The organism is Azospira sp. I09 (assembly GCF_009177135.1).
Lineage (GTDB): Bacteria > Pseudomonadota > Gammaproteobacteria > Burkholderiales > Rhodocyclaceae > Azospira > Azospira oryzae.
On record NZ_AP021844.1, the window covers coordinates 1,030,327 to 1,051,120 of the forward strand.

The following is a 20,794-nucleotide window of genomic DNA, read 5'->3' on the forward strand; positions in this document are numbered from 1 at the left end:
GTGCAGGCCTAGGCCTCGCCCCGGGCCAGCACCACGGTGAACCAGAAGGTGGCGCCCTGGCCGGCCTGGCTGTTGATGCCGATGCAGCCGCCCATCATTTCCACCAGGTGCTTGCTGATGGAAAGCCCCAGGCCGGTGCCGCCGAACTTGCGGGCGATGGAACCGTCCACCTGGGTGAAGGGGGCGAACAGCTGGGGAATCTTTTCCGCCGGGATGCCGATGCCCGTGTCGCTGACGGCGAAGCGCAGGATGACGTTGCCGCCGCTCTCCCCTTCCCGCCACACCGAGAGGGTGATCTCGCCCCGGGCGGTGAACTTGAGCGCATTGGCCGCCAGATTGACCAGGATCTGGCGCAACCGCCCCGGATCGCCGCGCAGCTTGAGGGGCACGTCCGGCTCCACATGCAGGTGCATCTCCAGGCGCTTGCTCCGCACCTGGGGCGCGAACAGTTCCATCACCTGGGCCAGCTGCTGCCCCAGGTCGAAGTCCCGGCTCTCCAGGTCGAGCCGGCCGGCTTCGATCTTCGACAGGTCCAGGATGTCGTTGATGATGGCCAGCAGGGATTCGCCGCTGCTGTTGATGACCTCCACGTATTCCCGTTGCTCCTCGTCCAGGGGCGTTTCCCGCAGCACCTGGGCCATGCCGAGGACGCCGTTCATGGGGGTGCGCAGCTCGTGGCTCATGTTGGCGACGAACTCGGATTTGGCCCGGCTCGCCTGCTCCGCCGACGCCAGGGCATCCTGCAGCCGCTGCAGGCTCTCCAGCTGGAATATCTTCAGCAGGCCCATCACCGCCAGGGCCACCAGCACGGCGCAGGCCGCCCGCAGCAGTTGCACCGGGACGTGGAACAGTTCGAGGAAGGTCTGCTGGTTGATGAGGGACGGCGGGAACCAGTCGGCCCGGGGCACCACGATGCCCCCCAGCACGGCATGGAGGATGAAGGCCCCGGCCGCCACATTGCTGGCCAGGCGGATGGAGCGCTGCTCCGCTGCCGGCATGGTCTCCAGCAGGACCTGCCGGCAGTAGAGGTAGAAGCCGATGCCGGTCAGCAGGCTGGCGGGAAAGCCGCCCAGGTAGCGGGACCAGATGGTCATGCCCAGGAGCGGCGCGGCGCTGAGGCCGGCGCCGAGAGCGACGCCCAGGAGCATGGGGAAATACAGCCAGGGTCCCAGGAGCCAGCGTACGCGGGCCTGCCAGGGCGATGGGGCGAGGGAGGCCAGTACCAGGTTGCGGCCGAACTCGAACAGGAAAAGGTAGGAAAGCAGCAGCAGGAAGGGGCGCGTCGCGGCCAGCCAGGGCACGTCGCCCCGCACTTCGCGCCACAGGTCGGTCCATTCGAGGAAGCCGTGAACGAAAGCGAAGGCCGCCAGCATCCACAGGATGCGGGACAGCTGCAGATGGCTGCGGTGGTCGTAGCGGACGACGATGACCACGCCCATGAGGAGGAAGGCCAGGCCGTAGACCAGATAGACCACATCCATCGTCATTCACCTTTTCTAACGACGCCGCAATGGCGCCATGGTCGCATTCCCGGCCCCTTCGGGCCAAGCACCGGAGCCGCTCTCCGACGGCATCAGGCGGCGGCAGGCCGGGCCGCCCGCATGGCGGCCGCCATGTCCCGGGCCGCCACCGCCACCACCTCGGCATCGATGCGACCCTGGTGCGCCAGTTCCTGGAGGAACTGCAGCACGGCATCGGCCGAGAGTCCGGCCCGGTAGGGACGGTCCTGGGCCATGGCCTGGAAAATGTCCGCCACCCGCAGGATGCGGGCCTCCCGGGACATGGCGTCCACGGTCAGGTGGAAGGGGTAGCCGCTGCCGTCCGGCTCCTCGTGGTGATAGGAGGCCCAGGCGGCGATTTCCTCGAAGCCCCGGATGCGGTGCAGGATCTGATAGGTCTCGAAGCTGTGGGCGTTGATCATCTTGCGTTCCCGCTCGTCGAGCTGGCCCGGCTTGTCCAGCACCTCGTCGGGCACCCGCAGCTTGCCCAGGTCGTGCAGCAGGCCGGCGATTTCCAGGCGCTCGCAGTTGGCCTGGGGCACCCCCATGGCCTCGGCCAGATGCCGGGCCAGACGGGCGACGCCGAGGGAATGTTCGGCAGTGAAGGGGCTCTTGGCATCGACGATGCGGGAGAAGATGCCGGCCAGCTGCTTCAGCTGGGCCAGGGAGGCGCGGCAGGGCTGGCCCTGGGCCAGCATGTCCTCCAGGGCGGACTGGATGCCCCGGGGCTCCAGGCGCAGCCAGAAGGCCTCGGCGGCAGAGGCCTGGAGAAAGGCTTCCACCAGTTCGGGGGCGAAGAAGGTGCCAGCGCTGTCGCGGATTTTCTGGCGGATGGCCGGCGCCTGCATGAGCACGTTGCCGCTGCTGTAGTAGGGCGCGGTCAGGGCATCCACCCGGTCCACCAGGAAGATCAGGTTGGCCTGTTCGGCCACCTGGCGGGAGACGTCGGCCCGCCCCTGCAGGTCCTGCCAGTGGGTGTGGTGGTAATGCACCGGCTCGGCCATGGCGGCCAGGGGCCCGAAGTCCCGCAGCAGCTCGCAGCCCACGTTGCAGTGTTCCTGGGACATCTGCCAGTCGAATTCGCTGACCAGATGGTTGTGGGTGCGGGTGGAGGAAACGCCGATGTCGTGCAGCAGCCCCAGGTCGAAGAGAAAGGTGGTGTCGCCCCGGTCCAGCCCCATGACCCGGGCGCAGGCCGCCGCCATGATGCCCACCCGCTTGCCGTGGGCCACGTCGTCGATGCCCACCAGGTCGAGGGCGTCGGAAAGGGCGTAGATGACCTGGCGCAGGTCCACATCGATGTAGGAGGCAGCAATGGGCGAGGTATTCACAGTCATCCTTGCGGGAATGGGATGGGACCACTCAGTGTGCACGACGCACTGCTTCAAGTCAGCTAGTCAATCACCCAGGGGAGGAGACGGCTGCCGGGCACGGCCCGGGAAAGCAATCGCCACGTCCAGTCCCCCCAGATCGGCGGCAGCTCCCAGGCTGAGGCGGGCGCCATGCAGTTCGGCGATCCGCGTGACAATGGAGAGGCCCAGGCCGTGGCCGTCACCGGCGCCCGGATCAAGCCGGCGGAAGCGGGCCAGGGCCTCCTGGCGCTGCTCCGCGGGAATGCCCGGGCCGCTGTCGCGCACATGCAGGACGGCATCAGCGCCGCCGTCTCCCTGGGCCTGGCAGCAGACCAGCACCCGGCCACCGGCGGGCGTATGGCGGATGGCGTTGTCCAGCAGGTTGCGCAGCAGCACCTGCAGCAGCAGGGGCGAACCGGTGACGCTGATTTCCGGCCCCTCTTCCACCTCCAGCTCCACCCCCTTGTCGAAGCCGGCCGGGGCCAGGGAGGCCACGGTTTCCACCGCCAGGCGGCGCAGGGGGCAGGCTTCCTGGTCCGGCAATTCGGCCTGGGCGTCCAGCCGCGCCAGGGTCAGCAGCTGATCCACCAGCCGCGCCGCCCGGCGACTGCCGCTGACCAGATGGGCCAGGGCCCGCTGCCGGGTTGCGTCGTCGCCGGCGGCCTGGGCCACTTCCGCATGGGTCTGCAAAACGGCCAGGGGCGTGCGCAATTCGTGGGCCGCATCGGCGGTGAAACGGCGCTCATCGTCCTGGGCACGCCGGACCTGTTCGAACAAACGGTTGAGACGTTCCAGAATCGGCACCACTTCCCGCGGGGCCTCGGCCAGGGATATGGGCTGGAGGCGCTGGGGCGCCTGGGCGCCGATGGAATCGGCGAGACGGGACAGGGGGCGGAATGCCAGCAGGACGAAAATGCCGAGCACCAGGCCCAGCACCGGCAGGCCGACGCCCATGGTCTGTAGCAGATGGCTGGCCACCTCGTTGCTGATCTCCGCCCGGCTTTCGGCCGCGTCGGCGACCTGGATCAGGTAGTGGCGGCGGGCATCGCGCACGCTGAAGACGCGCCACGCCTTGCCGTCGATATGCACATCGGAAAAGCCCTCCTCCCGCGGCGACAGACGGCTGTCGGGCGCCCTGGAGGAGCGGGTCAGCAGACGCTCGCCATCCCACACCTGGAAGGCCACCTTCTTGTCGTAGCGATGCCGGGGCAGGCGCTCGCCGATGTCGTCGGCCTCGTCGCCGAGAAAGGCGAACAGCAGGGTGGCCGATTGGGCCAGGTGGGCATCGAGCAGTTCTTCGGCCTCGTGCCGGGCCTCCCGGTAGGCGATGATGCCGACCACGCTCCACACCAGGGCGACGGCGGCCAGGATGCCGAAGAGAATGCGCAGGCGCAGGGAATAGGTGCGCATCATGGCGCCGGGCTCCGGCCTGCTTCGGGGATCAGGTAGCCGACGCCGCGCACGGTGCGGATCAGGTCGGCCCCCAGCTTGCGCCGCAGGTGATGGATGTGCACCTCGATGGCATTGGATTCCAGCTCGCTGCCCCAGGCATAGAGATGGGATTCGATCTGGGCCTTGGTCAGCACCCGGCCGGCCTGGGCCAGCAGTTCGTGCAGCAGGTCGAATTCCCGGGCCGACAGTTCCACCTCCTGTCCCGCCAGGGTCACCCGCCGCCCGGCCGGGTCCAGGCGCAGATTGCCATGGACGATTTCCGGCACGGCGCGGCCGCCGCGGCGGCGGGTCAGGGCCCGCAGGCGGGCGCCCAGTTCCTGCAGGTTGAAGGGCTTGATCATGTAGTCGTCGGCCCCGGCATCGAGGCCGGCCACCACGTCATCCGGCGCATCCCGGGCGGTGAGGATCAGCACCGGCATGGCATCGCCCCGGGCCCGCAGCTGGCGCAGCACCTCCAGGCCGGACACTTTGGGCAGCCCCAGGTCGAGCACCAGGGCGGCAAAGGGCTCGCTGGCCAGGGCGTGGCCGGCAGCCTCGCCATCCTGTACCCAGTCGGCCTGCCAGCCGCCCTGGCGCAGGCCCATCTGGATGCCTTCCCCCAGGGCCTGGTCGTCTTCCACGATGAGAATTCGCATGATTGCTGCCGGACCTCTTTATGGTGTGCGCCCTATCCAATCACGCCAGCGCCAGGGCAATGGCGCCGCCGATCAGGGCCAGCAGCCCCACGGCCACCGGCAGGTGACGGCGGGCAATGCCGTCTTCCGGCCGGCCCTGCTTGTAACCGTGCCACATGGCGGCCACCAGGTTTTCCCGGTGCAGCAGACTGCTCCACAGCACGGCTGCCACATGAACGAAGACCAGCCCCAGCATGGCGGAGGCCACGCCTTCATGGATATCTTCCAGCCAGTCCCCGGCCACCTCGTTGAAAGTCATCCAGCCGGTGGCGGCCGTCAGCAGGCCCAGACCCAGGAGCGCCAGCACGGCCAGGGCGCCGGCGGGATTGTGGCCGGTGTAGTGCGGCGGGCGCAAGCGCAGCATGCCGAGCAAATACTCGCGGATCGCCGCCTGGCCCCGGACGAACTGGCTGAAGCGGGCGTAACGGCTGCCCACCAGCCCCCACAGAAGGCGGAAGACAATCAGGGCCGCCACCACGTAGCCGCTGGCGATGTGAATCAGCTGCCAGCGTTCCGACTCGCTGGTGATGAAGGCCGTGGTGAAGGCCAGGGCCAGGCTCCAGTGGAACAGGCGCACCGGCATATCCCACACCAGGATTTTTCGGGGGGAGGAATCCGACGCGTTGGCAGCGATAAAGCGTTGTTGCTCATGGGAAGTCATGGCGGTTCCTCATCGACGGCCATCGGCCGGCTGCAGGGAGCCTTCGCCGAAATCGCCCTGTTCGGCCCGGCGATGGCATTGCTGGCACTGGGCCATGGGCGTGGCCCTGGCGCCGGCCGGCACCTTGGGCAGCGGGTAGCCGCGCAGCTCCTCGGGCCGATGCTTGCGCTGGAACCAGGCGGTGGTGGTCAGGCGCGGCGCCGCCCCCTTGCCCTCATGGGCGCTGCGGGTGCTGGCCTGGGCTTGCAGCAGGCTGGCGATCTCCCGCTGGGCCTGGGGCTCCAGGCTGGCGTCGCTGCCGAAATGGCGCTCCAGCTGCTGCAGGGTCACCTTCCAGCCGGCAGCGTCCATCAATGCCGGCGGATAGGCGACGTGGCAACTGCCGCACTCCGCCGCGTAGGTAGGGGACAGGGCATAACGATGGTCGCCGGCCCAGGCGCCGCCGGCCAGCAACAGCGTTGCCAGGGACAGGCTCTGTAGTGTTTTCATGGCATGGCTCCCCAGGGCTTCACGGTCAGCAGATAGGCCAGCAGGTCGCCCTTCTCTTCGGGCGTGCAGGCCCGGCCCAGTACATCCTTGCAGTTGCGGCCGAACCATTTGTCCACCTTGGCGGCATCGCTGAAACGACGGGGATTGGCGGCCGGGGCCAGGGGCTCGATCAGCTTGCGGGTCACCGCATGGGCGCCGCCCTGGCCCGGGTTGTTGGTATGGCAGGAAGCGCAACTCCAGTCGCTGCCATGGGTAGTGCTGAAGAAGCTGCGGCCCCGCTCGGCGGAAAAGGCGCGCAAGGCGGGATTGGACTGCCGGGCCTCCGCCAGCCAGGCGGCCTGCAGTTCGGCAGGAGAGGTGGGCGATGCGGCCAGGGTGCTGCCGGCCAGGAGCGCCAGGGCGACGCCCATGGCCAGGGGTCTGGGGAAATACATTTGGGTCTCCCAAAGTGAATACGGGAGCCAGTATTGGCAGCCAGGATTAAGCCAACCTTAAGTCCCCCTCACGCCCCGAGGGAAATTCGGCCAGACTTCTCCCCCCGACCTTCCCCCCCGCCGCCAGACACGGGATAATCCGCCCCTTCGGCGGCCCCTGCCGCGCCCATCCATTTTTTCGAAGCCCATGGCAACCAAGAAGAACAGCGATCCCTCCGGCCACACCCCGATGATGGTGCAGTACTTAGCACTTAAGCAGCAGCATCCGGGCACCCTGCTCTTCTACCGCATGGGGGACTTCTACGAGCTGTTCTTCGAGGATGCGGAAAAGGCCGCCCGCCTGCTGGACATCACCCTCACCACCCGGGGCCAGTCCGCCGGCCTGCCCATCAAGATGGCCGGGGTGCCCTACCACGCCGTGGAGCAGTACCTGGCCAAGCTGGTGAAGATGGGCGAATCCGTGGTCATCTGCGAACAGGTGGGGGACCCGGCCACCAGCAAGGGCCCGGTGGAGCGGGCCGTCTCCCGCATCGTCACCCCCGGCACCCTGACCGACGCCGCCCTGCTGGACGAGAAGCGGGACACCCTGCTCATGGCCCTGACCGGCGGCCGCGGCGTCTGGGGCCTGGCCTGGCTCAACCTGGCCAGCGGCGAATTCCGCGTCAGCGAAGTGGCCACGGAAAAGCTGGCCGCCACCCTGGAACGCATCCGCCCGGCCGAAGTGCTGCTGCCCGACTCCCTGGTGCCGGAAGTGAACATCAGCGCCGCCACCACCCGCCGCCCCGACTGGCATTTCGACGCCGAAGCGGCCAAGCGCCTGCTGCTGGAGCACTTCAAGGTGCAGAGCCTCACCGCCTTCGCCGCCGAAGACCTGCGCCCGGCCCTGGGGGCCGCCGGGGCCCTGCTGCAGTACGCCCAGGCCACCCAGACCCAGGCCCTGCCCCACGTCCAGGGCCTTATGGTGGAGCGGGAGTCCGCCTACCTGGGGCTGGATGCCGCCACCCGCCGCAATCTGGAGCTGACCGAGACCCTGCGGGGCGAAGCCTCCCCCACCCTCTTCTCCCTGCTGGATTCCTGCATCACCGCCATGGGCGCCCGTTACCTGCGCCACGCCCTGCACCACCCCCGGCGCGACCGGGCGGTGCCGGCGGCCCGCATCGATGCCATCGGCGCCCTCATGGCAGACCATCTGGCCCTGGCCGGCTATCTGCGTTCTGGCCTGAAGGGCTTTGCCGACGTGGAACGCATCGCCGGCCGCATCGCCCTGCGCAACGCCCGCCCCCGGGACCTCTCCAGCCTGCGCGACTCCCTCGCCTGCCTGGAGGAACTGCGCCGCCCCCTGGCAGGCCATCCCTCGCCCTTGCTGGGTGAGCTGTGGGGCCAGCTGGAAGCACCGGTGGAGGCCATCGACCTGCTCATGCGCGCCATCGCCCAGGAACCGGCGGCCATGGTTCGGGACGGCGGCGTCATGGCCACCGGCTTCGATGCCGAGCTGGACGAGCTGCGGGCCCTCAACGACAACTGCGGCGCCTTCCTGGTGGACCTGGAAGCCCGGGAGAAGGAACGCACCGGCATCGCCACCCTCAAGGTGGAATACAACCGGGTGCACGGCTTCTACATCGAAGTCACCCACGCCAACGCCGACAAGGTGCCGGACGACTACCGCCGGCGCCAGACCCTGAAGAACGCCGAACGCTACATCACCCCGGAACTGAAGGCCTTCGAGGACAAGGCCCTCTCCGCCCAGGACCGGGCCCTGGCGCGGGAGAAGTGGCTCTACGAGCAGGTGCTGGATCAGTTGCAGCCGGTGGTGCCGCAGCTGCAGGCGGTAGCCCGGGCCCTGGCCCAGCTGGACATGCTGGCCTCCTTCGCCGACACCGCCGTGGCCCGCAACTGGTGCCGCCCCGAATTCACCGACCGGCCCGGCCTGTGGCTGGAAGCGGGCCGCCACCCGGTGGTGGAAAACGAACTGCAGGCCCAGGGCGACACCTTCATCCCCAACGACCTGGACCTGGGAGAAAGCGAAGAAGCTGAACGCCGCCTGCTGCTCATCACCGGCCCCAACATGGGCGGTAAATCCACCTACATGCGGCAGACGGCGCTGATCGCCCTGCTCGCCCACGTCGGCTGCTACGTGCCGGCCAAGGCGGCCCGGCTGGGCCCCATGGACCAGATCTTCACCCGCATCGGCGCCTCCGACGATCTGGCTTCGGGCCGCTCCACCTTCATGGTGGAAATGACCGAGTCCGCCGCCATCCTGCACAACGCCACGGAACAAAGTCTTGTCTTGATGGACGAGGTGGGCCGGGGCACCTCCACCTTCGACGGCATGGCCCTGGCCATGGCCATCCTGCGCCACCTGCTGGAGAAGAACCGCAGCCTGACCCTCTTCGCCACCCACTATTTCGAGCTGACCCGCCTGGCCCACGAATACCCGGCCCTGGTCAATGTGCATCTGGACGCGGTGGAGCACGGCGACCGCATCGTCTTCCTCCACGCCGTGGAGGAAGGCCCGGCCAACCAGAGCTACGGGATTCAGGTGGCGGCCCTGGCCGGCATTCCCAGTGCGGTGGTGCGGGCCGCCAAGAAGGAACTGCGGCAGCTGGAAACCCGGGCCGCGGTGGACCCGCTGCAGCCGGATCTCTTCGCCGCCGTCCCGGCGCCCGACGAGGGGCCGGAAGCTCCGGCCCACCCGGCCCTGGAGCGGCTGGGGGAGATCGATCCGGACAGCCTCTCGCCGCGAGAGGCCCTGGACCTGCTGTACGAACTGAAGACCTTGCAGCGGAGCTAGGCGCGGGTGTTGCAGAGCCTCATCCCCTGGGTGGACCATCCCTGGCTGCTGCTGGCCTGCCTGGCCCTGTCGGTGCCGCCCCTGCGGGACATCTGGCGCATGATGTTCGGCGACGCTGCCGACTTTGCCGAAGACCTGAGGCTGGCCGCCCTCCCCGACTGGTGGGCCTGGTTCCAGGGTCGCTATTGGGACGGCCAGTGGGCCGAACTGAAACTGACCGTCTTCGCCCTGCTCTGCGTCGGCCTGCCCGCCGCCCTCTACCGCATCATCGCCGGCTGGGTGAACTGAAACTCTTCCTCCATGCCCTGGGCGCAGCCGGCGTCGAACAGGTCGGCCAGATGCACCAGCCAGCTGCGCAACTCCCGGTAGTGGGGCTCGAAGTCGTGGTGGAAGCTGCGACTGGCCTCCTGCTCGTCACCCTGGGCCTGGGCCCGGGCGATGGTCCGCACGTCCTCGCACACCTGGCGGTGGATGCGGGCGAAATCGGAGAAGGAACCCAGATCGCCGAAGTTGCGCCGGGCGCCGCTGGCGATCCAGCGGCCCAGGGGCCGTTCTTCCAGCCGGGGCAGGCGCTCGCACCACATGGGCCCGGGCGTACGCCCGTCCACCACCCAGGCGGTGACTTCGCGGCGCACCGCCGTCCATTCGGCCGCCACGCGGCAGAAGTTGATCTGGCTGCGCACTTCCTCCCGTTCCCGCCGGGAGAAGGGACTACCGCTGAAGAAGGCTCGGATAAGGTCGAGGGGACGCATGGCACACCTCTTTTCTTATAGTGGTTGGCTTGATTTAATTTTATGCCTTTGCGCATAAAACGAAAGTAATATTCGGCGCCCCCAGGGTTCGTCCTAGGTACTTCCCGGGAAAGTCCCTAGGAACCAACTCGTAGTTTGCATATACCCAATCGATCTAGAAAACCGCTTTTTTAGTGCTAGACTCTCATCCACTGTCATGGCGGCCACCGAGGGGCCGCCCCACCGATCATCCAAACAAGGGAGACTCCTGATGCCGAAGCTCGAAACCCTGGCCGTACATGCCGGTTATTCCCCCGATCCCACCACCAAGGCGGCGGCGGTACCGATCTACCAGACCACCTCCTACGCCTTCGACAACACCCAGCACGGGGCTGACCTGTTCGACCTGAAGGTGGCGGGCAACATCTACACCCGCATCATGAACCCCACCCAGGACGTCCTGGAAAAGCGCGTCGCCGCCCTGGAAGGCGGCATCGCCGGCCTGGCCCTGGCTTCCGGCCAGGCTGCCATCACCTACGCCATCCAGACCATCGCCGAAGCCGGCGACAACATCGTCTCCACCGCCACCCTCTACGGCGGCACCTACAACCTGTTCGCCCACACCTTCCCCCAGCTGGGCATCCAGGTGCGCTTCGCCGACTACCGGGACCCGGCCTCCTTCGAAAAGCTGATCGACGGCAAGACCAAGGCCATTTACGCCGAAACCATCGGCAACCCCCTGGGCAACATCACCGACATCGAGAAGCTGGCCGAGATCGCCCACCGCAACGGCATTCCGCTGATCGTGGACAACACCGTGGCCAGCCCCTTCCTGCTGCGCCCCATCGAGTTCGGCGCCGATATCGTGGTGCATTCCCTGACCAAGTACCTGGGCGGTCACGGCAACTCCATCGGCGGCATCATCGTCGATAGCGGCAAATTCCCCTGGGCCGAGCACAAGACCCGCTTCAAGCGCCTCAACGAGCCCGACGTTTCCTACCACGGCGTGGTGTACACCGAAGCCCTGGGCCCCGCCGCCTACATCGGCCGCGCCCGGGTCGTGCCCCTGCGCAACACCGGCGCCGCCATCAGCCCCTTCAACGCCTTCCTCATCCTGCAGGGCATCGAAACCGCCGCCCTGCGCATGGAGCGCATCACCGACAACACCATCGCCGTGGCCAAGTACCTGCAGAGCCACAAGAAGGTGAAGTGGGTGAACTACGCCGGCCTGGAAAACCACCCGGACCACGCCCTGGCCAAGAAGTATCTGGGCGGCAAGCCCTCCGGCATCCTCACCTTCGGCGTCGAGGGCGGCATCGAGGGCGGCACCCGCTTCCAGGACGCGCTGCAACTGTTCACCCGCCTGGTGAACATCGGCGACGCCAAGTCCCTCGCCTGCCACCCGGCCTCCACCACCCACCGCCAGCTCAACCCGGAAGAACTGGCCAAGGCCGGCGTCACGGTGGATACGGTGCGCCTGTCCATCGGCATCGAGCACATCGACGACCTCATCGCCGACCTGGAACAGGCCCTGGCCGCCGTCTGAGCCAAACCTGCCGCAACCACGAAACGGGGCCCCAGGCCCCTTTTTTTTTTTGCTCCCGGCGCCCCCCGGGACAACCGCCGCCTCGCATTCGGCATATGCCGATTGACAAGACGCCCCCGAATTTTTGACACTGGAACCATGGGCGGCAAGCCCGCCCGGCCATGCCGGGTGAATCAAACCCCTCCGCCGCTGTCCCAGCAGAGGAGGGACGCGGGGATCGAGCCTGAGCGGGAGTGCGGATGGGCAATTTAGCAACGCGGATGCGCCGAAAAATCGAAAGCCTGCCCCTGAAGATAAAGGCAGCCCTCTTCTGCGCCCTCATTTTCGCCCTGGGCATGGGTTCCCTCGCCTACTACGTGGCCGACGCCCTGCGCCGGGATTCGGTGGTCCTCATCGGCCAGGAGCAGAAGACCGGCGCCGACTTCCTCGCCCGCACCCTGGAAGCGGAGCTGCGGCTGCGCCTGGACGTCATCGACGGCCTAGCCCGCCACCTGGTTGCCCAGTCCCTCAACTCGCCCCGGCAGATCCAAACCTTCCTCAATGAGCAGACGGTGGCCAGCCGCATCTTTTCCCGGGACATCTACTTCATCGCGGCCAACGGCATCCGCACCGCCGAGTATCCGCAACGGGGCCACGTCGGCACGCCCTACAACGACAGCAGCTATTTCATCAGCATCCGGGACACCCGCAAGCCGGCCATCCGGGTCTGGTTCGGCCGCTTCGCCAAGAAGCCGGTGCTGCTGGTGGCGGTACCCGTCATCGCCGCCGACGGCACCTTCCTCGGCGCCCTCTGCGGTGCCGACGTGATCGCCCCGGGCAGCCCCCTGCACCTCACCGACGAAGTGCATAACGGCCAGAGCGGCGGCTTCCACGTATACGCCCTGGACCAGGGCATCTTCGCCGCCAGCACCGACCCCACCCGGGTCTTGGAAAAGCTGCCGGCTCCCGGCATTAATCCCCTGCTGGATCGCCGCCTCAAGGGCTATACCGGCCCGGGCCAGACCGTGGATTCCAAGGGCTTGGAAATCATCAGCGCCGCCGCCATGGTGCCCACCGCCAACTGGATGGTGGTGTCCTACCTGCCCACCCGGGAAGCCTTCGCCCCCCTGGAACGGGCCACTAAGCGCATCTACAGCGGCGCCGCCCTCATCACCCTGCTGGTGGCCCTGCTGGTGTGGCTGGGAGTGCGCCGCTCCCTGGCCCCCCTGGAACGGGCCGCCCGCCAGATCGGCGAAACCGGGGCCGGCCACATTCCCCTGGAGCCGGTGGAGGTCCAGGGCAGCGGCGAGATCCGCATGCTGCTGCAGAACTTCAACCTGCTGCAGCAGCACATCGCCGCCCAGAACGAGACCATCCGCCGGGAGCGGGACCACCTGGAGGTGCTGGTGGAGGAGCGCACCGCCGAGCTGGTGGAGCTGGCCAAATCCCTGCGGGACGCCAACCAGGAGCAGCAGGCGGTCTTCGACGGCACTCGCATCGGTATCGTGCTCACCCGGGACCGCATCATCCGCCGCTGCAACCGCACCATCGAGGAAATCCTCGGCTACGAGCCGGGGGAAATCCTGGAGCAGAGCACCCGCATCTGGTACCCGGACGAGGCCACCTTCCTCGCCGTGGGCGAGCGGGTGCGGGAGGGCCTGGCCCGCCACGGCTACTTCCGCGAGGAACTGGAGCTGGTACGCAAGGACGGCAGCCGCTTCTGGGGCCGCATCATGGCCCAGGTGATCGACCGCAACGCCCCGGAAAAGGGCATGGCCGGCACCGTGGAAGACATCGGCGAGGAGCGCCGCATCCTGGCCGAAATGGCCCAGGCCAAAGCCCTGGCCGAAGCGGCGGCCCAGGCCAAGGCCGACTTCCTGGCCAACATGAGCCACGAAATCCGCACCCCCATGAATGCCGTCATCGGCATGACCCACCTGGCCCTGAAGACCGACCTGGACGAACGCCAGCGCGAATACCTGCGCAAGATCCAGCATTCCAGCCAGCACCTGCTGGGCATCATCAACGACATCCTGGACTTCTCCAAGAGCGAGGCCGGCAAGCTGCACATCGAGCAGATCGACTTCGACCTGGAGAAAGTGCTGGAGGACGTCTCCAGCCTGATGTCGGAGCGGGCCACCAGCAAGGGCCTGGAGTTCGTCATCGAAATGGCCGACGAGGTGCCGCGCCACCTGGTGGGCGACCCCCTGCGCATCGGCCAGGTGCTGATCAACTACGCCAGCAATGCGGTGAAATTCACCGAACGGGGCGAGGTGGCCATCCACGTCGGCCTGGAGGAAGACCAGGGCCAGGAGGTGCTGCTGCGCTTTGCCGTGCACGACACGGGCATCGGCATCAAGGCCGGGGAACTGCCCACCCTCTTCAACAGTTTCCAGCAGGCCGACAGTTCCACCACCCGCAAGTACGGCGGCACCGGCCTCGGCCTGGTCATCGCCAAGCGCCTGGCCGAACTGATGGGCGGCCAGGTGGGGGCCGAGAGCGAGCCGGGCCGGGGCTCCACCTTCTGGTTCACCGCCCGCCTGGGCCGGAGCAGCACCGCCCGCCACCGGGCCCAGCCCCGGCCCGACCTGCGGACCCGCCGCCTGCTGGTGGTGGACGACCACGACCATGCCCGGGACGTGGTCTGCGACATGCTGCGCAGCATGAGCTTCCAGGTCAGGGACACCGATTCGGGCAACCGCTGCCTGGCCGAACTGCAGCGGGCCAGCGCCGCCGGGGAGCCCTACGACATCGTCTTCCTCGACTGGCAGATGCCGGAAATGGACGGCCTCGCCACGGCCCGGGAAATCCGCCGCCTGGAGCTGCCCCAGCCGCCCCTGGTGCTGATGATCACCGCCTACGGCCGCGATGAGCTGGCCCGCAGCGCCGGCGAGAGCGGCCTCCAGGGCATCGAGGAAATCCTCATCAAGCCGGTCAGTCCTTCCCAGCTGTTCAACACCGTGATGCGCATCCTCGACCATGAGGACGGCCCCCACAGCGCGGCCGACCCGGAGGCCCTGCCCGACCTGGCGCCCCTGGCCGGCCTGCGGGTGCTGCTGGTGGAGGACAACCAGCTGAACCAGGAAGTGGCCAGCGAATTCCTGGCCGGCGCCAACATGGTGGTGGATGTGGCTGACGACGGCGCCAGCGCCCTGGAAAAGGTGCGCCAGCAGCGTTACGACGTGATCCTGATGGACATGCAGATGCCGGTCATGGACGGCATCGCCGCCACCCGGGAAATCCGCAAGCAGTTCCCCGCCGCCGTCCTGCCCATCCTGGCCATGACCGCCAACGCCATGGAGCAGGACCGGGAACGCTGCCTGGCGGCGGGCATGAACGACCACATCGCCAAGCCGGTGGACCCGAGGGACCTGCTGGGCAAGCTGCTCAAGTGGCTGGCCCCCGGCGCGCCCCTCGTGGCCCCGCAGGCCGCCGCGCCGCTGCCCGGCACCGTCACGCCGGCGCCGCCGGTCGCGGCCCCAGCCAAGGCCGACCGCCAGCCCTTCGCCGGCATCCCCGGGCTGGATGCGACCCTGGGCCTGCACCAGGCCCTGGACCGGGAAGGCCTCTACCTGCGCCTCATGGACAAGTTCGTCAGCGGCCAGCGCGACGCCCCGCAACGGCTGGCCCGGGCCATCGATGCCGGGGACTGGGTCGGGGCCGAACGGGAGGCCCACACCCTCAAGGGCGTCAGCGCCCAGATCGGCGCCATGCCCCTGCGCGACCTGGCCGAAGGGCTGGAGCACGCCATCCGCCAGCGGGACCCCCCGGACCTGCTGCAGGACCTGCTGGGCAAGATCGCCGACAGCCTGCCCCCGCTGGTGGACGCCATCGCCGCCGTCCTGGCCACCCAGGAAGTGCCGGCGGCCAAGGCCACGGTGAACTGGATGCAGGTGGAGGAAGTCTGCGCCCGCCTGGCCCAGCAGCTGGCAAACGACGATTTCGCCTGCGAAAAGCTCCTGGACGAACACGAGGCCCTGCTCCACGCAGCCCTGGGCGAGGACTTCCCGCCCCTGGCCCGGGCCGTGCGCGACTTCGACTTCACCCAGGCCCAGGCCCGGCTGCAGGCCCTGGCGACAAGCCACCGACTGAAGCTCTAGGGCGACGCCAAGCCCGCTCCCGGGGCCGCTTCCGCCGCCCCGGCACAAAATCCTGAAAGGGCCCGGCGAGTTGTGTATATTGCGGCTGCGCCGGCCCGCCCGACCCGAACCTCCACCCGTCACGCCCCCTGTCATGCCGCCGGCCCGCCGTGACTGCCGCCCTGCCAAGACCATGCCGCTACGCAAAATCAACCCCGCCGCCTACGACGCCCTGCTGGCCGAAAAGGTCGCCCGCTACCGGGCCGACTTCGCCCCCTTCGACCTGCCCGAACCCCACATCGCCCGCTCCGCCCCCCTGCACTACCGGCTGCGGGCCGAGTTCCAGATCGTCCGCCGCGAGGGCCAGGTGGCCTACGCCATGTTCAACCCGGACAATCCCCGGGAAGCGGTGCCCCTGGAAACCTTCCCCGTGGCCTCCGCCACCATCTGCGAGATGATGCCGCGGCTGCGGGAGGAACTGCAGGCCAGCGAACTGCTCAAGGACTACCTGTTCCGCGTGGACTTCCTCTCCACCCTGAGCGGCGAGCTGCTGGTGACCCTGGTGTACAAGCGGCCCCTGCGCCCCCTGTGGGAAGCGGCCGCCCGGGACCTGGCGCAACGGCTCGACATCCAGCTCATCGGCCGCAGCCGGGGACAGAAGCTGGTCCTGGGGCGGGACTGGGTCGAGGAAAGCTTCGAGCTGGAAGGCCGCCAGCTGCGCTACCAGCAGATCGAGGGCGCCTTCTCCCAGCCCAACGGCGAGGTGAACCGGCAGATGCTGGCCTGGGCCTGTGCCCGGGCCGCCACCCTGGGCGGCGACCTGCTGGAGCTGTATTGCGGCAACGGCAATTTCACCATCGCCCTGGCGCCCCACTACGAGCGGGTGCTGGCCACGGAAATGAGCAAGACCTCGGTCCATGCCGCCCAGTACAACCTGGAAGCCAACCGGGTGGACAACGTCAAGGTGGTGCGCATTTCCGCCGAGGAATTCAGCGAAGCCTACAGCGGCACCAAGGAATTCACCCGCCTGGCCGGCATCGACCTGAAGGGCTACCGCTTCTCCACCGTCTTCGTGGACCCGCCCCGGGCCGGCCTGGACGACGGCACCCTGGCACTGGTGCGGGGCTTCGAGCACATCCTCTACATCTCCTGCAACCCGGAGACCCTGCGCGCCAACGTGGCGGCCCTGCACGACACCCACCGCATCGCCGCCGCTGCCGCCTTCGACCAGTTCCCCTACACCGACCACCTGGAGTGCGGCCTGCTGCTGAGCCGCCGCTGATACCCGGGCCCTGGCGCCGGTAGCATCGGTAGCCCGGGAGGCAGGCAGGACGCCATTCTCCAGGCACGGCAGGCCAGGAGGTCCGTCCTGCCTGGGCCCCAGGGCGACGGCCTGGGGCAATCCGCCCCCGGGTTGGGCGCCGGCGAGTGCCGTGCGCGTCTTCCGCCACGCCAGCCTCCCGCCGGCCGCCATCCTTTCCCCCGGCCGCCGGCCTCGGTAGACTGGCGCCTCCACTCCGCGAAGAAACCCCATGGCCCGTCGTCTGCTGCTGTCCCTCCTGCTTCCCCTGCTGCTTCTCGCCAGCCCGGCCCTGCGGGCGGCCGGACTCAGCGTGGGCCTGGCCGCCGACGTTTCCTCCCTGGACCCCCACTATCTCAACGCCGCCCCCAACATCGCCGTGGCCAGCCACTTCTTCGAGACCTTGGTGGCGGTGGACAAGGACGGCCAGCTGGTGCCCGGCCTGGCCCAGTCCTGGCAGGCCATCAATCCCACCACCTGGGAATTCAAGCTGCGCCCCGGGGTGAAATTCCACGACGGCAGCCCCCTCACGGCGGAGGACGTGGTCTTCTCCCTGGACCGCCCCGCCAGCCTCACCCAGAGCCCGGGCCCCTTCACCGGCTTCACCAGGGCCATCAGCGGCAAGAAGGTGGTGGACGCCCACACCCTGCGCCTGACCACGGCCCAGCCCTACGGCCCGCTGCCCCTGGACCTGGCCTCCATTTTCATCGTCTCAAAAAAAGCCGCGGCCAAGGCAACGACGGAAGACTTCAACAGCGGCAAGGCCCTGGTGGGCACCGGCCCCTTCCGCCTGGTCAAGTTCCGCCGCGGCGAGGCGGTGGAGCTGGCCCGCTTCGACGGCTACTGGGGCGAGAAGCCCGCGTGGGATACGCTCACCCTGCGCATCCTGCCGGCGGATGCCGCCCGCCTCGCCGCCCTGCTGGCGGGCCAGGTGGACATGATCGAAGGCGTGCCCGGCGCCGACGTGGCCAGGCTGAAAAAGGACGCACGCTTCCGTCTCGAACAGCGCGTCTCCTGGCGCACCCTGTTCCTGCAACTGGATCTCTTCCGCGATGCCTCGCCTTTCGTCACCGACCTGGCCGGCAAGCCCCTGGCAAAGAATCCCCTGAAAGACCTCAAGGTGCGCCAGGCCCTCTCCCGGGCCATCAACCGGGAGGCCCTCGCCGCCCGCACCCTGGACGGCCTCGGCGTGCCCGCCAGCCGCCTGGTGGCGCCGGGCATTCCCGGCCACGGCCAGCAGCCGGCGGCGGAGCCCTACGATCCCGAAGGGGCCAAACGCCTGCTGGCCGAAGCGGGCTACCCCCAGGGCTTTGCCCTGACCCTGCACGGCCCCAACAACCGCTACCTCAACGACGAGCAGATCCTGCAGACCCTGGCCCAGTTCTTCGGCCGCATCGGGGTCAAGACCAAGGTGGAAACCCTGCCCCTGGCCGCCTATTTCGGCCGTCTGCGCCATGCCGATTTCAGCGCCGCCCTGCTTGGCTGGGGCTCCCTCTCCGGCGACTTCGCCCTGCGCACCCTGCTCGGCACCCCGGACGAGAAGAGCGGCTGGGGCGCCTGGAACTGGGGCCGCTTCAGCGACGCCAGGATGGATGCGGACATCCGCAGCGCCCTGGCCAGCACCGACCCGGCCCGCCGCAGCCGTGCCGCCGAGACGGCCATGGATCAGGCCATGCAGCAATTGCCGGTGATCCCCCTGCACCATCAGGTCGCCACCTGGGCCCTGCGCGCCGGCCTCACCTACCCGGCCCGCATCGACGAATTCACCTTCGCCGCCCAGGTGCGGCCCCGCTAGGCCGGCAGGCACACCGAGCTGCCCCAACCCCGGACGAGACCCGCACCGTGACCTTCATCCTCCGCCGTCTGCTGCACGGGGCCTGGGTCCTGCTGGCGGTCTCCGCCCTGGTCTTCGCCGCCCTCTACGTGGTGGGCAACCCGGTGGAACTGCTGGTGGATCCCCAGGCCGACCCGGCGGACACGGCCCGCACCATCGCCGCCCTGGGCCTGGACCAGCCCCTCTGGCGCCAGTACCTGACCTTCCTCGGCAACGCCGCCCGGGGCGACCTGGGCACCTCCTTCATCCACGGCGTGCCGGCCCTCTCCCTGATTCTGGAACGCCTGCCGGCCACCCTGGAACTGGCCCTCAGCGCCCTCTTCCTGGCCCTGCTGCTCGGCATACCCCTGGGCCTGTGGGCCGGCCTCCGGCCGACCTCCCTCGCCGGCCGCCTCATCGGTGCCGCCTCCACTCTGGGCTTCGCCCTGCCCGCCTTCTGGGTCGGGCTGATGCTGATCCTGGTCTTCGCCGTGCAACTGCAATGGCTGCCGCCGGGGGGCCGGGGCGAAACCCGGGAAGTGCTGGGCCTGTCCCTGTCGATTTTCACCCTGGACGGCTGGCAGCACCTGCTGCTGCCAGCCCTCAACCTGGCCCTCTACAAAGCCGCCCTGGTGGTGCGCCTAGTGCGGGCCGGCAGCAAGGAAGCCCTGGCCCAGGACTACGTGCGCTTCGCCCGGGCCAAGGGCCTGACGGAAAGCCGGGTGGTGACGGGCCATGTGCTGCCCAACACCCTCATTCCCGTGGTCACCGTGCTGGGCATGGAACTGGGGGCCCTGATCGCCTTCGCCGTGGTCACCGAGACGGTGTTCGGCTGGCCCGGCATGGGCAAGCTGCTGATGGACGCCATCAACGCCCTGGACCGCCCCGTGGTGGTGGCCTACCTGCTCTTCGCCGCCGCCCTTTTCGTGATCCTCAACCTGCTGGTGGAACTGCTCTACGGCTGGCTCGACCCCCGGGTGCGGGAGGGGCGGCAATGAGCGAGTCCCGTCCTGCTTGCACTTCCGCTGGCGGCGGCATTGCGGCCCGCATTCTGGCCCGCCTCGCGGGGTGCCGCTCAAGCACTTTCATCGCCCGCTTCGCCGCCAACCCCGCCGGCAAGCTGGCCCTGCTCCTGCTCGCCCTGACCCTGCTGGCTGCCTTCGCCGGCCCCTTCCTGGCGCCCCAGGACCCCTACGACCCGGCGGCCCTGGACATCCTGGACGCCCGCCTGCCCCCGGGCAGCGCCGCCGCAGCCGGCGGCACCTATCTCCTGGGCAGCGACGAACAGGGTCGGGATCTGCTCTCAGCCATGGTCTACGGCCTGCGCCTGAGCCTCCTGGTGGCGGGCGCCGGCACCGGCCTGGCCTGCCTCCTGGGGGCCGCCCTGGGCCTCACTGCCGGCTACTTCGGCGGCCGCTGGGAGCGGCTGGTGCTGGCCCTGGCCGACCTGCAGCTGTCCTTCCCCGCCCTGCTCATCGCCCTGGCCCTGCTGGCCCTCTCCGGCCCGGGCCTGGCCAAGGTGGCCCTGGCCCTGGCCGCCTCCCAGTGGGCCTATTTCGCCCGCAGCGCCCGGGCCGCCGCCCTGGTGGAATCGGGCAAGGACTACATGGCCGCCGCCCGCCTGCAGGGCCTCTCCCACGCCCGCCTGCTGTGGCGCCATCTGCTGCCCAACTGCCTGCCGCCCCTCTTGGTGATCCTGCCCCTGCAGCTGGCCGCCGCCATTTCCCTGGAAGCCACCCTCTCCTTCCTCGGCCTCGGCGCCCCGGCCACCGAGCCCTCCCTCGGCCGCCTCATCGCCAACGGCTTTGCCTACCTGCTCTCGGGCCAGTACTGGATCAGCCTCTATCCGGGGCTGCTACTGACCCTGGCGGTCACCGCCATCACCCTGGCCGCCGACCGGCTGGCTGCGGTGCTGGACCCGCGCCGGCAGGAGGGCTGACAATCGCCCCCTGCCCCAGGCCCCGCACACCAACCGCCTTCCAACCGATATCCGC

At 68.8% G+C, this 20,794-nt stretch carries 16 protein-coding genes; 8 read left to right on the forward strand and 8 right to left on the reverse strand.

Features of this window, described 5'->3' with window-relative positions:
- Nucleotides 1-8 precede the first annotated feature (8 nt).
- From AZSP09_RS04775 to AZSP09_RS04805, 7 genes are all read right to left on the reverse strand, one after another.
- Nucleotides 9-1,487, reverse strand: coding sequence for a hybrid sensor histidine kinase/response regulator (locus AZSP09_RS04775; protein WP_152089343.1), 1,479 nt, complete (start codon nt 1,485-1,487; stop codon nt 9-11).
- A gap of 86 nt (nt 1,488-1,573) precedes the next feature.
- Nucleotides 1,574-2,836 carry an HD-GYP domain-containing protein gene (locus AZSP09_RS04780; protein WP_014237307.1) on the reverse strand — a complete coding sequence of 421 codons (1,263 nt, stop codon included), beginning with the start codon at nt 2,834-2,836 and terminating at the stop codon, nt 1,574-1,576.
- 60 nt (nt 2,837-2,896) lie between these two features.
- Complete coding sequence (locus AZSP09_RS20530) at nt 2,897-4,264, reverse strand: ATP-binding protein (RefSeq protein WP_152089344.1); 1,368 nt, start codon at nt 4,262-4,264, stop codon at nt 2,897-2,899.
- The gene (locus AZSP09_RS04790; protein WP_152089345.1) at nt 4,261-4,938 is read right to left on the reverse strand and encodes a response regulator transcription factor; all 678 of its coding nucleotides are present in this window, start codon (nt 4,936-4,938) and stop codon (nt 4,261-4,263) included. The genes AZSP09_RS20530 and AZSP09_RS04790 overlap by 4 nt, the downstream gene beginning before the upstream one ends.
- A 40-nt stretch (nt 4,939-4,978) precedes the next feature.
- Nucleotides 4,979-5,638, reverse strand: a complete 660-nt coding sequence (locus tag AZSP09_RS04795; protein WP_152089346.1) for a cytochrome b/b6 domain-containing protein — start codon at nt 5,636-5,638, stop codon at nt 4,979-4,981.
- Nucleotides 5,639-5,647: 9 nt separating this feature from the next.
- Nucleotides 5,648-6,127: a Diheme cytochrome c gene (locus tag AZSP09_RS04800; protein ID WP_014237303.1), complete on the reverse strand. Its 480-nt coding sequence runs from the start codon at nt 6,125-6,127 to the stop codon at nt 5,648-5,650.
- Entirely contained in the window at nt 6,124-6,561 is a 438-nt protein-coding gene (locus AZSP09_RS04805) for a DUF1924 domain-containing protein (RefSeq protein ID WP_152089348.1), read from the reverse strand. The genes AZSP09_RS04800 and AZSP09_RS04805 overlap by 4 nt, the downstream gene beginning before the upstream one ends.
- Before the next feature lie 187 nt (nt 6,562-6,748).
- On the opposite strand from AZSP09_RS04805, the gene mutS reads away from it, so the two are divergent.
- Both mutS and AZSP09_RS04815 read left to right on the forward strand, forming a co-directional pair.
- On the forward strand, nt 6,749-9,352 hold the full coding sequence (gene mutS, locus AZSP09_RS04810) for a DNA mismatch repair protein MutS (protein WP_152089349.1): 2,604 nt from the start codon (nt 6,749-6,751) through the stop codon (nt 9,350-9,352).
- Nucleotides 9,353-9,361: 9 nt separating this feature from the next.
- Nucleotides 9,362-9,640, forward strand: a complete 279-nt coding sequence (locus tag AZSP09_RS04815; RefSeq protein ID WP_043798088.1) for a hypothetical protein — start codon at nt 9,362-9,364, stop codon at nt 9,638-9,640.
- Here the strand turns inward: AZSP09_RS04815 and AZSP09_RS04820 are convergent.
- Nucleotides 9,610-10,104 (reverse strand): CZB domain-containing protein, encoded by a 495-nt coding sequence (locus AZSP09_RS04820; protein ID WP_014237299.1) that lies wholly within the window; start codon nt 10,102-10,104, stop codon nt 9,610-9,612. The genes AZSP09_RS04815 and AZSP09_RS04820 overlap by 31 nt on opposite strands.
- 250 nt (nt 10,105-10,354) lie before the next feature.
- Between AZSP09_RS04820 and AZSP09_RS04825 the strand changes: the two genes are divergently transcribed.
- The 6 genes from AZSP09_RS04825 (at nt 10,355) to AZSP09_RS04850 (ending at nt 20,739) form a co-directional block, all read left to right on the forward strand.
- Nucleotides 10,355-11,629 (forward strand): O-acetylhomoserine aminocarboxypropyltransferase/cysteine synthase family protein, encoded by a 1,275-nt coding sequence (locus tag AZSP09_RS04825; RefSeq protein WP_014237298.1) that lies wholly within the window; start codon nt 10,355-10,357, stop codon nt 11,627-11,629.
- A 260-nt stretch (nt 11,630-11,889) separates the two neighbouring features.
- The gene (locus AZSP09_RS04830; protein WP_152089350.1) at nt 11,890-15,708 is read left to right on the forward strand and encodes a response regulator; all 3,819 of its coding nucleotides are present in this window, start codon (nt 11,890-11,892) and stop codon (nt 15,706-15,708) included.
- Nucleotides 15,709-15,880: 172 nt separating this feature from the next.
- Nucleotides 15,881-16,969 carry a tRNA (uridine(54)-C5)-methyltransferase TrmA gene (gene trmA / locus AZSP09_RS04835; protein ID WP_152089351.1) on the forward strand — a complete coding sequence of 363 codons (1,089 nt, stop codon included), beginning with the start codon at nt 15,881-15,883 and terminating at the stop codon, nt 16,967-16,969.
- 250 nt (nt 16,970-17,219) lie between these two features.
- The gene (locus AZSP09_RS04840) at nt 17,220-18,782 is read left to right on the forward strand and encodes an ABC transporter substrate-binding protein (protein ID WP_152089352.1); all 1,563 of its coding nucleotides are present in this window, start codon (nt 17,220-17,222) and stop codon (nt 18,780-18,782) included.
- Nucleotides 18,783-18,829: 47 nt separating this feature from the next.
- Nucleotides 18,830-19,798: an ABC transporter permease gene (locus AZSP09_RS04845; RefSeq protein ID WP_152089353.1), complete on the forward strand. Its 969-nt coding sequence runs from the start codon at nt 18,830-18,832 to the stop codon at nt 19,796-19,798.
- Nucleotides 19,795-20,739 carry an ABC transporter permease gene (locus AZSP09_RS04850; RefSeq protein WP_232058853.1) on the forward strand — a complete coding sequence of 315 codons (945 nt, stop codon included), beginning with the start codon at nt 19,795-19,797 and terminating at the stop codon, nt 20,737-20,739. Before AZSP09_RS04845 ends, AZSP09_RS04850 begins: the two co-directional genes overlap by 4 nt.
- The last annotated feature ends 55 nt before the right edge of the window (nt 20,740-20,794 follow it).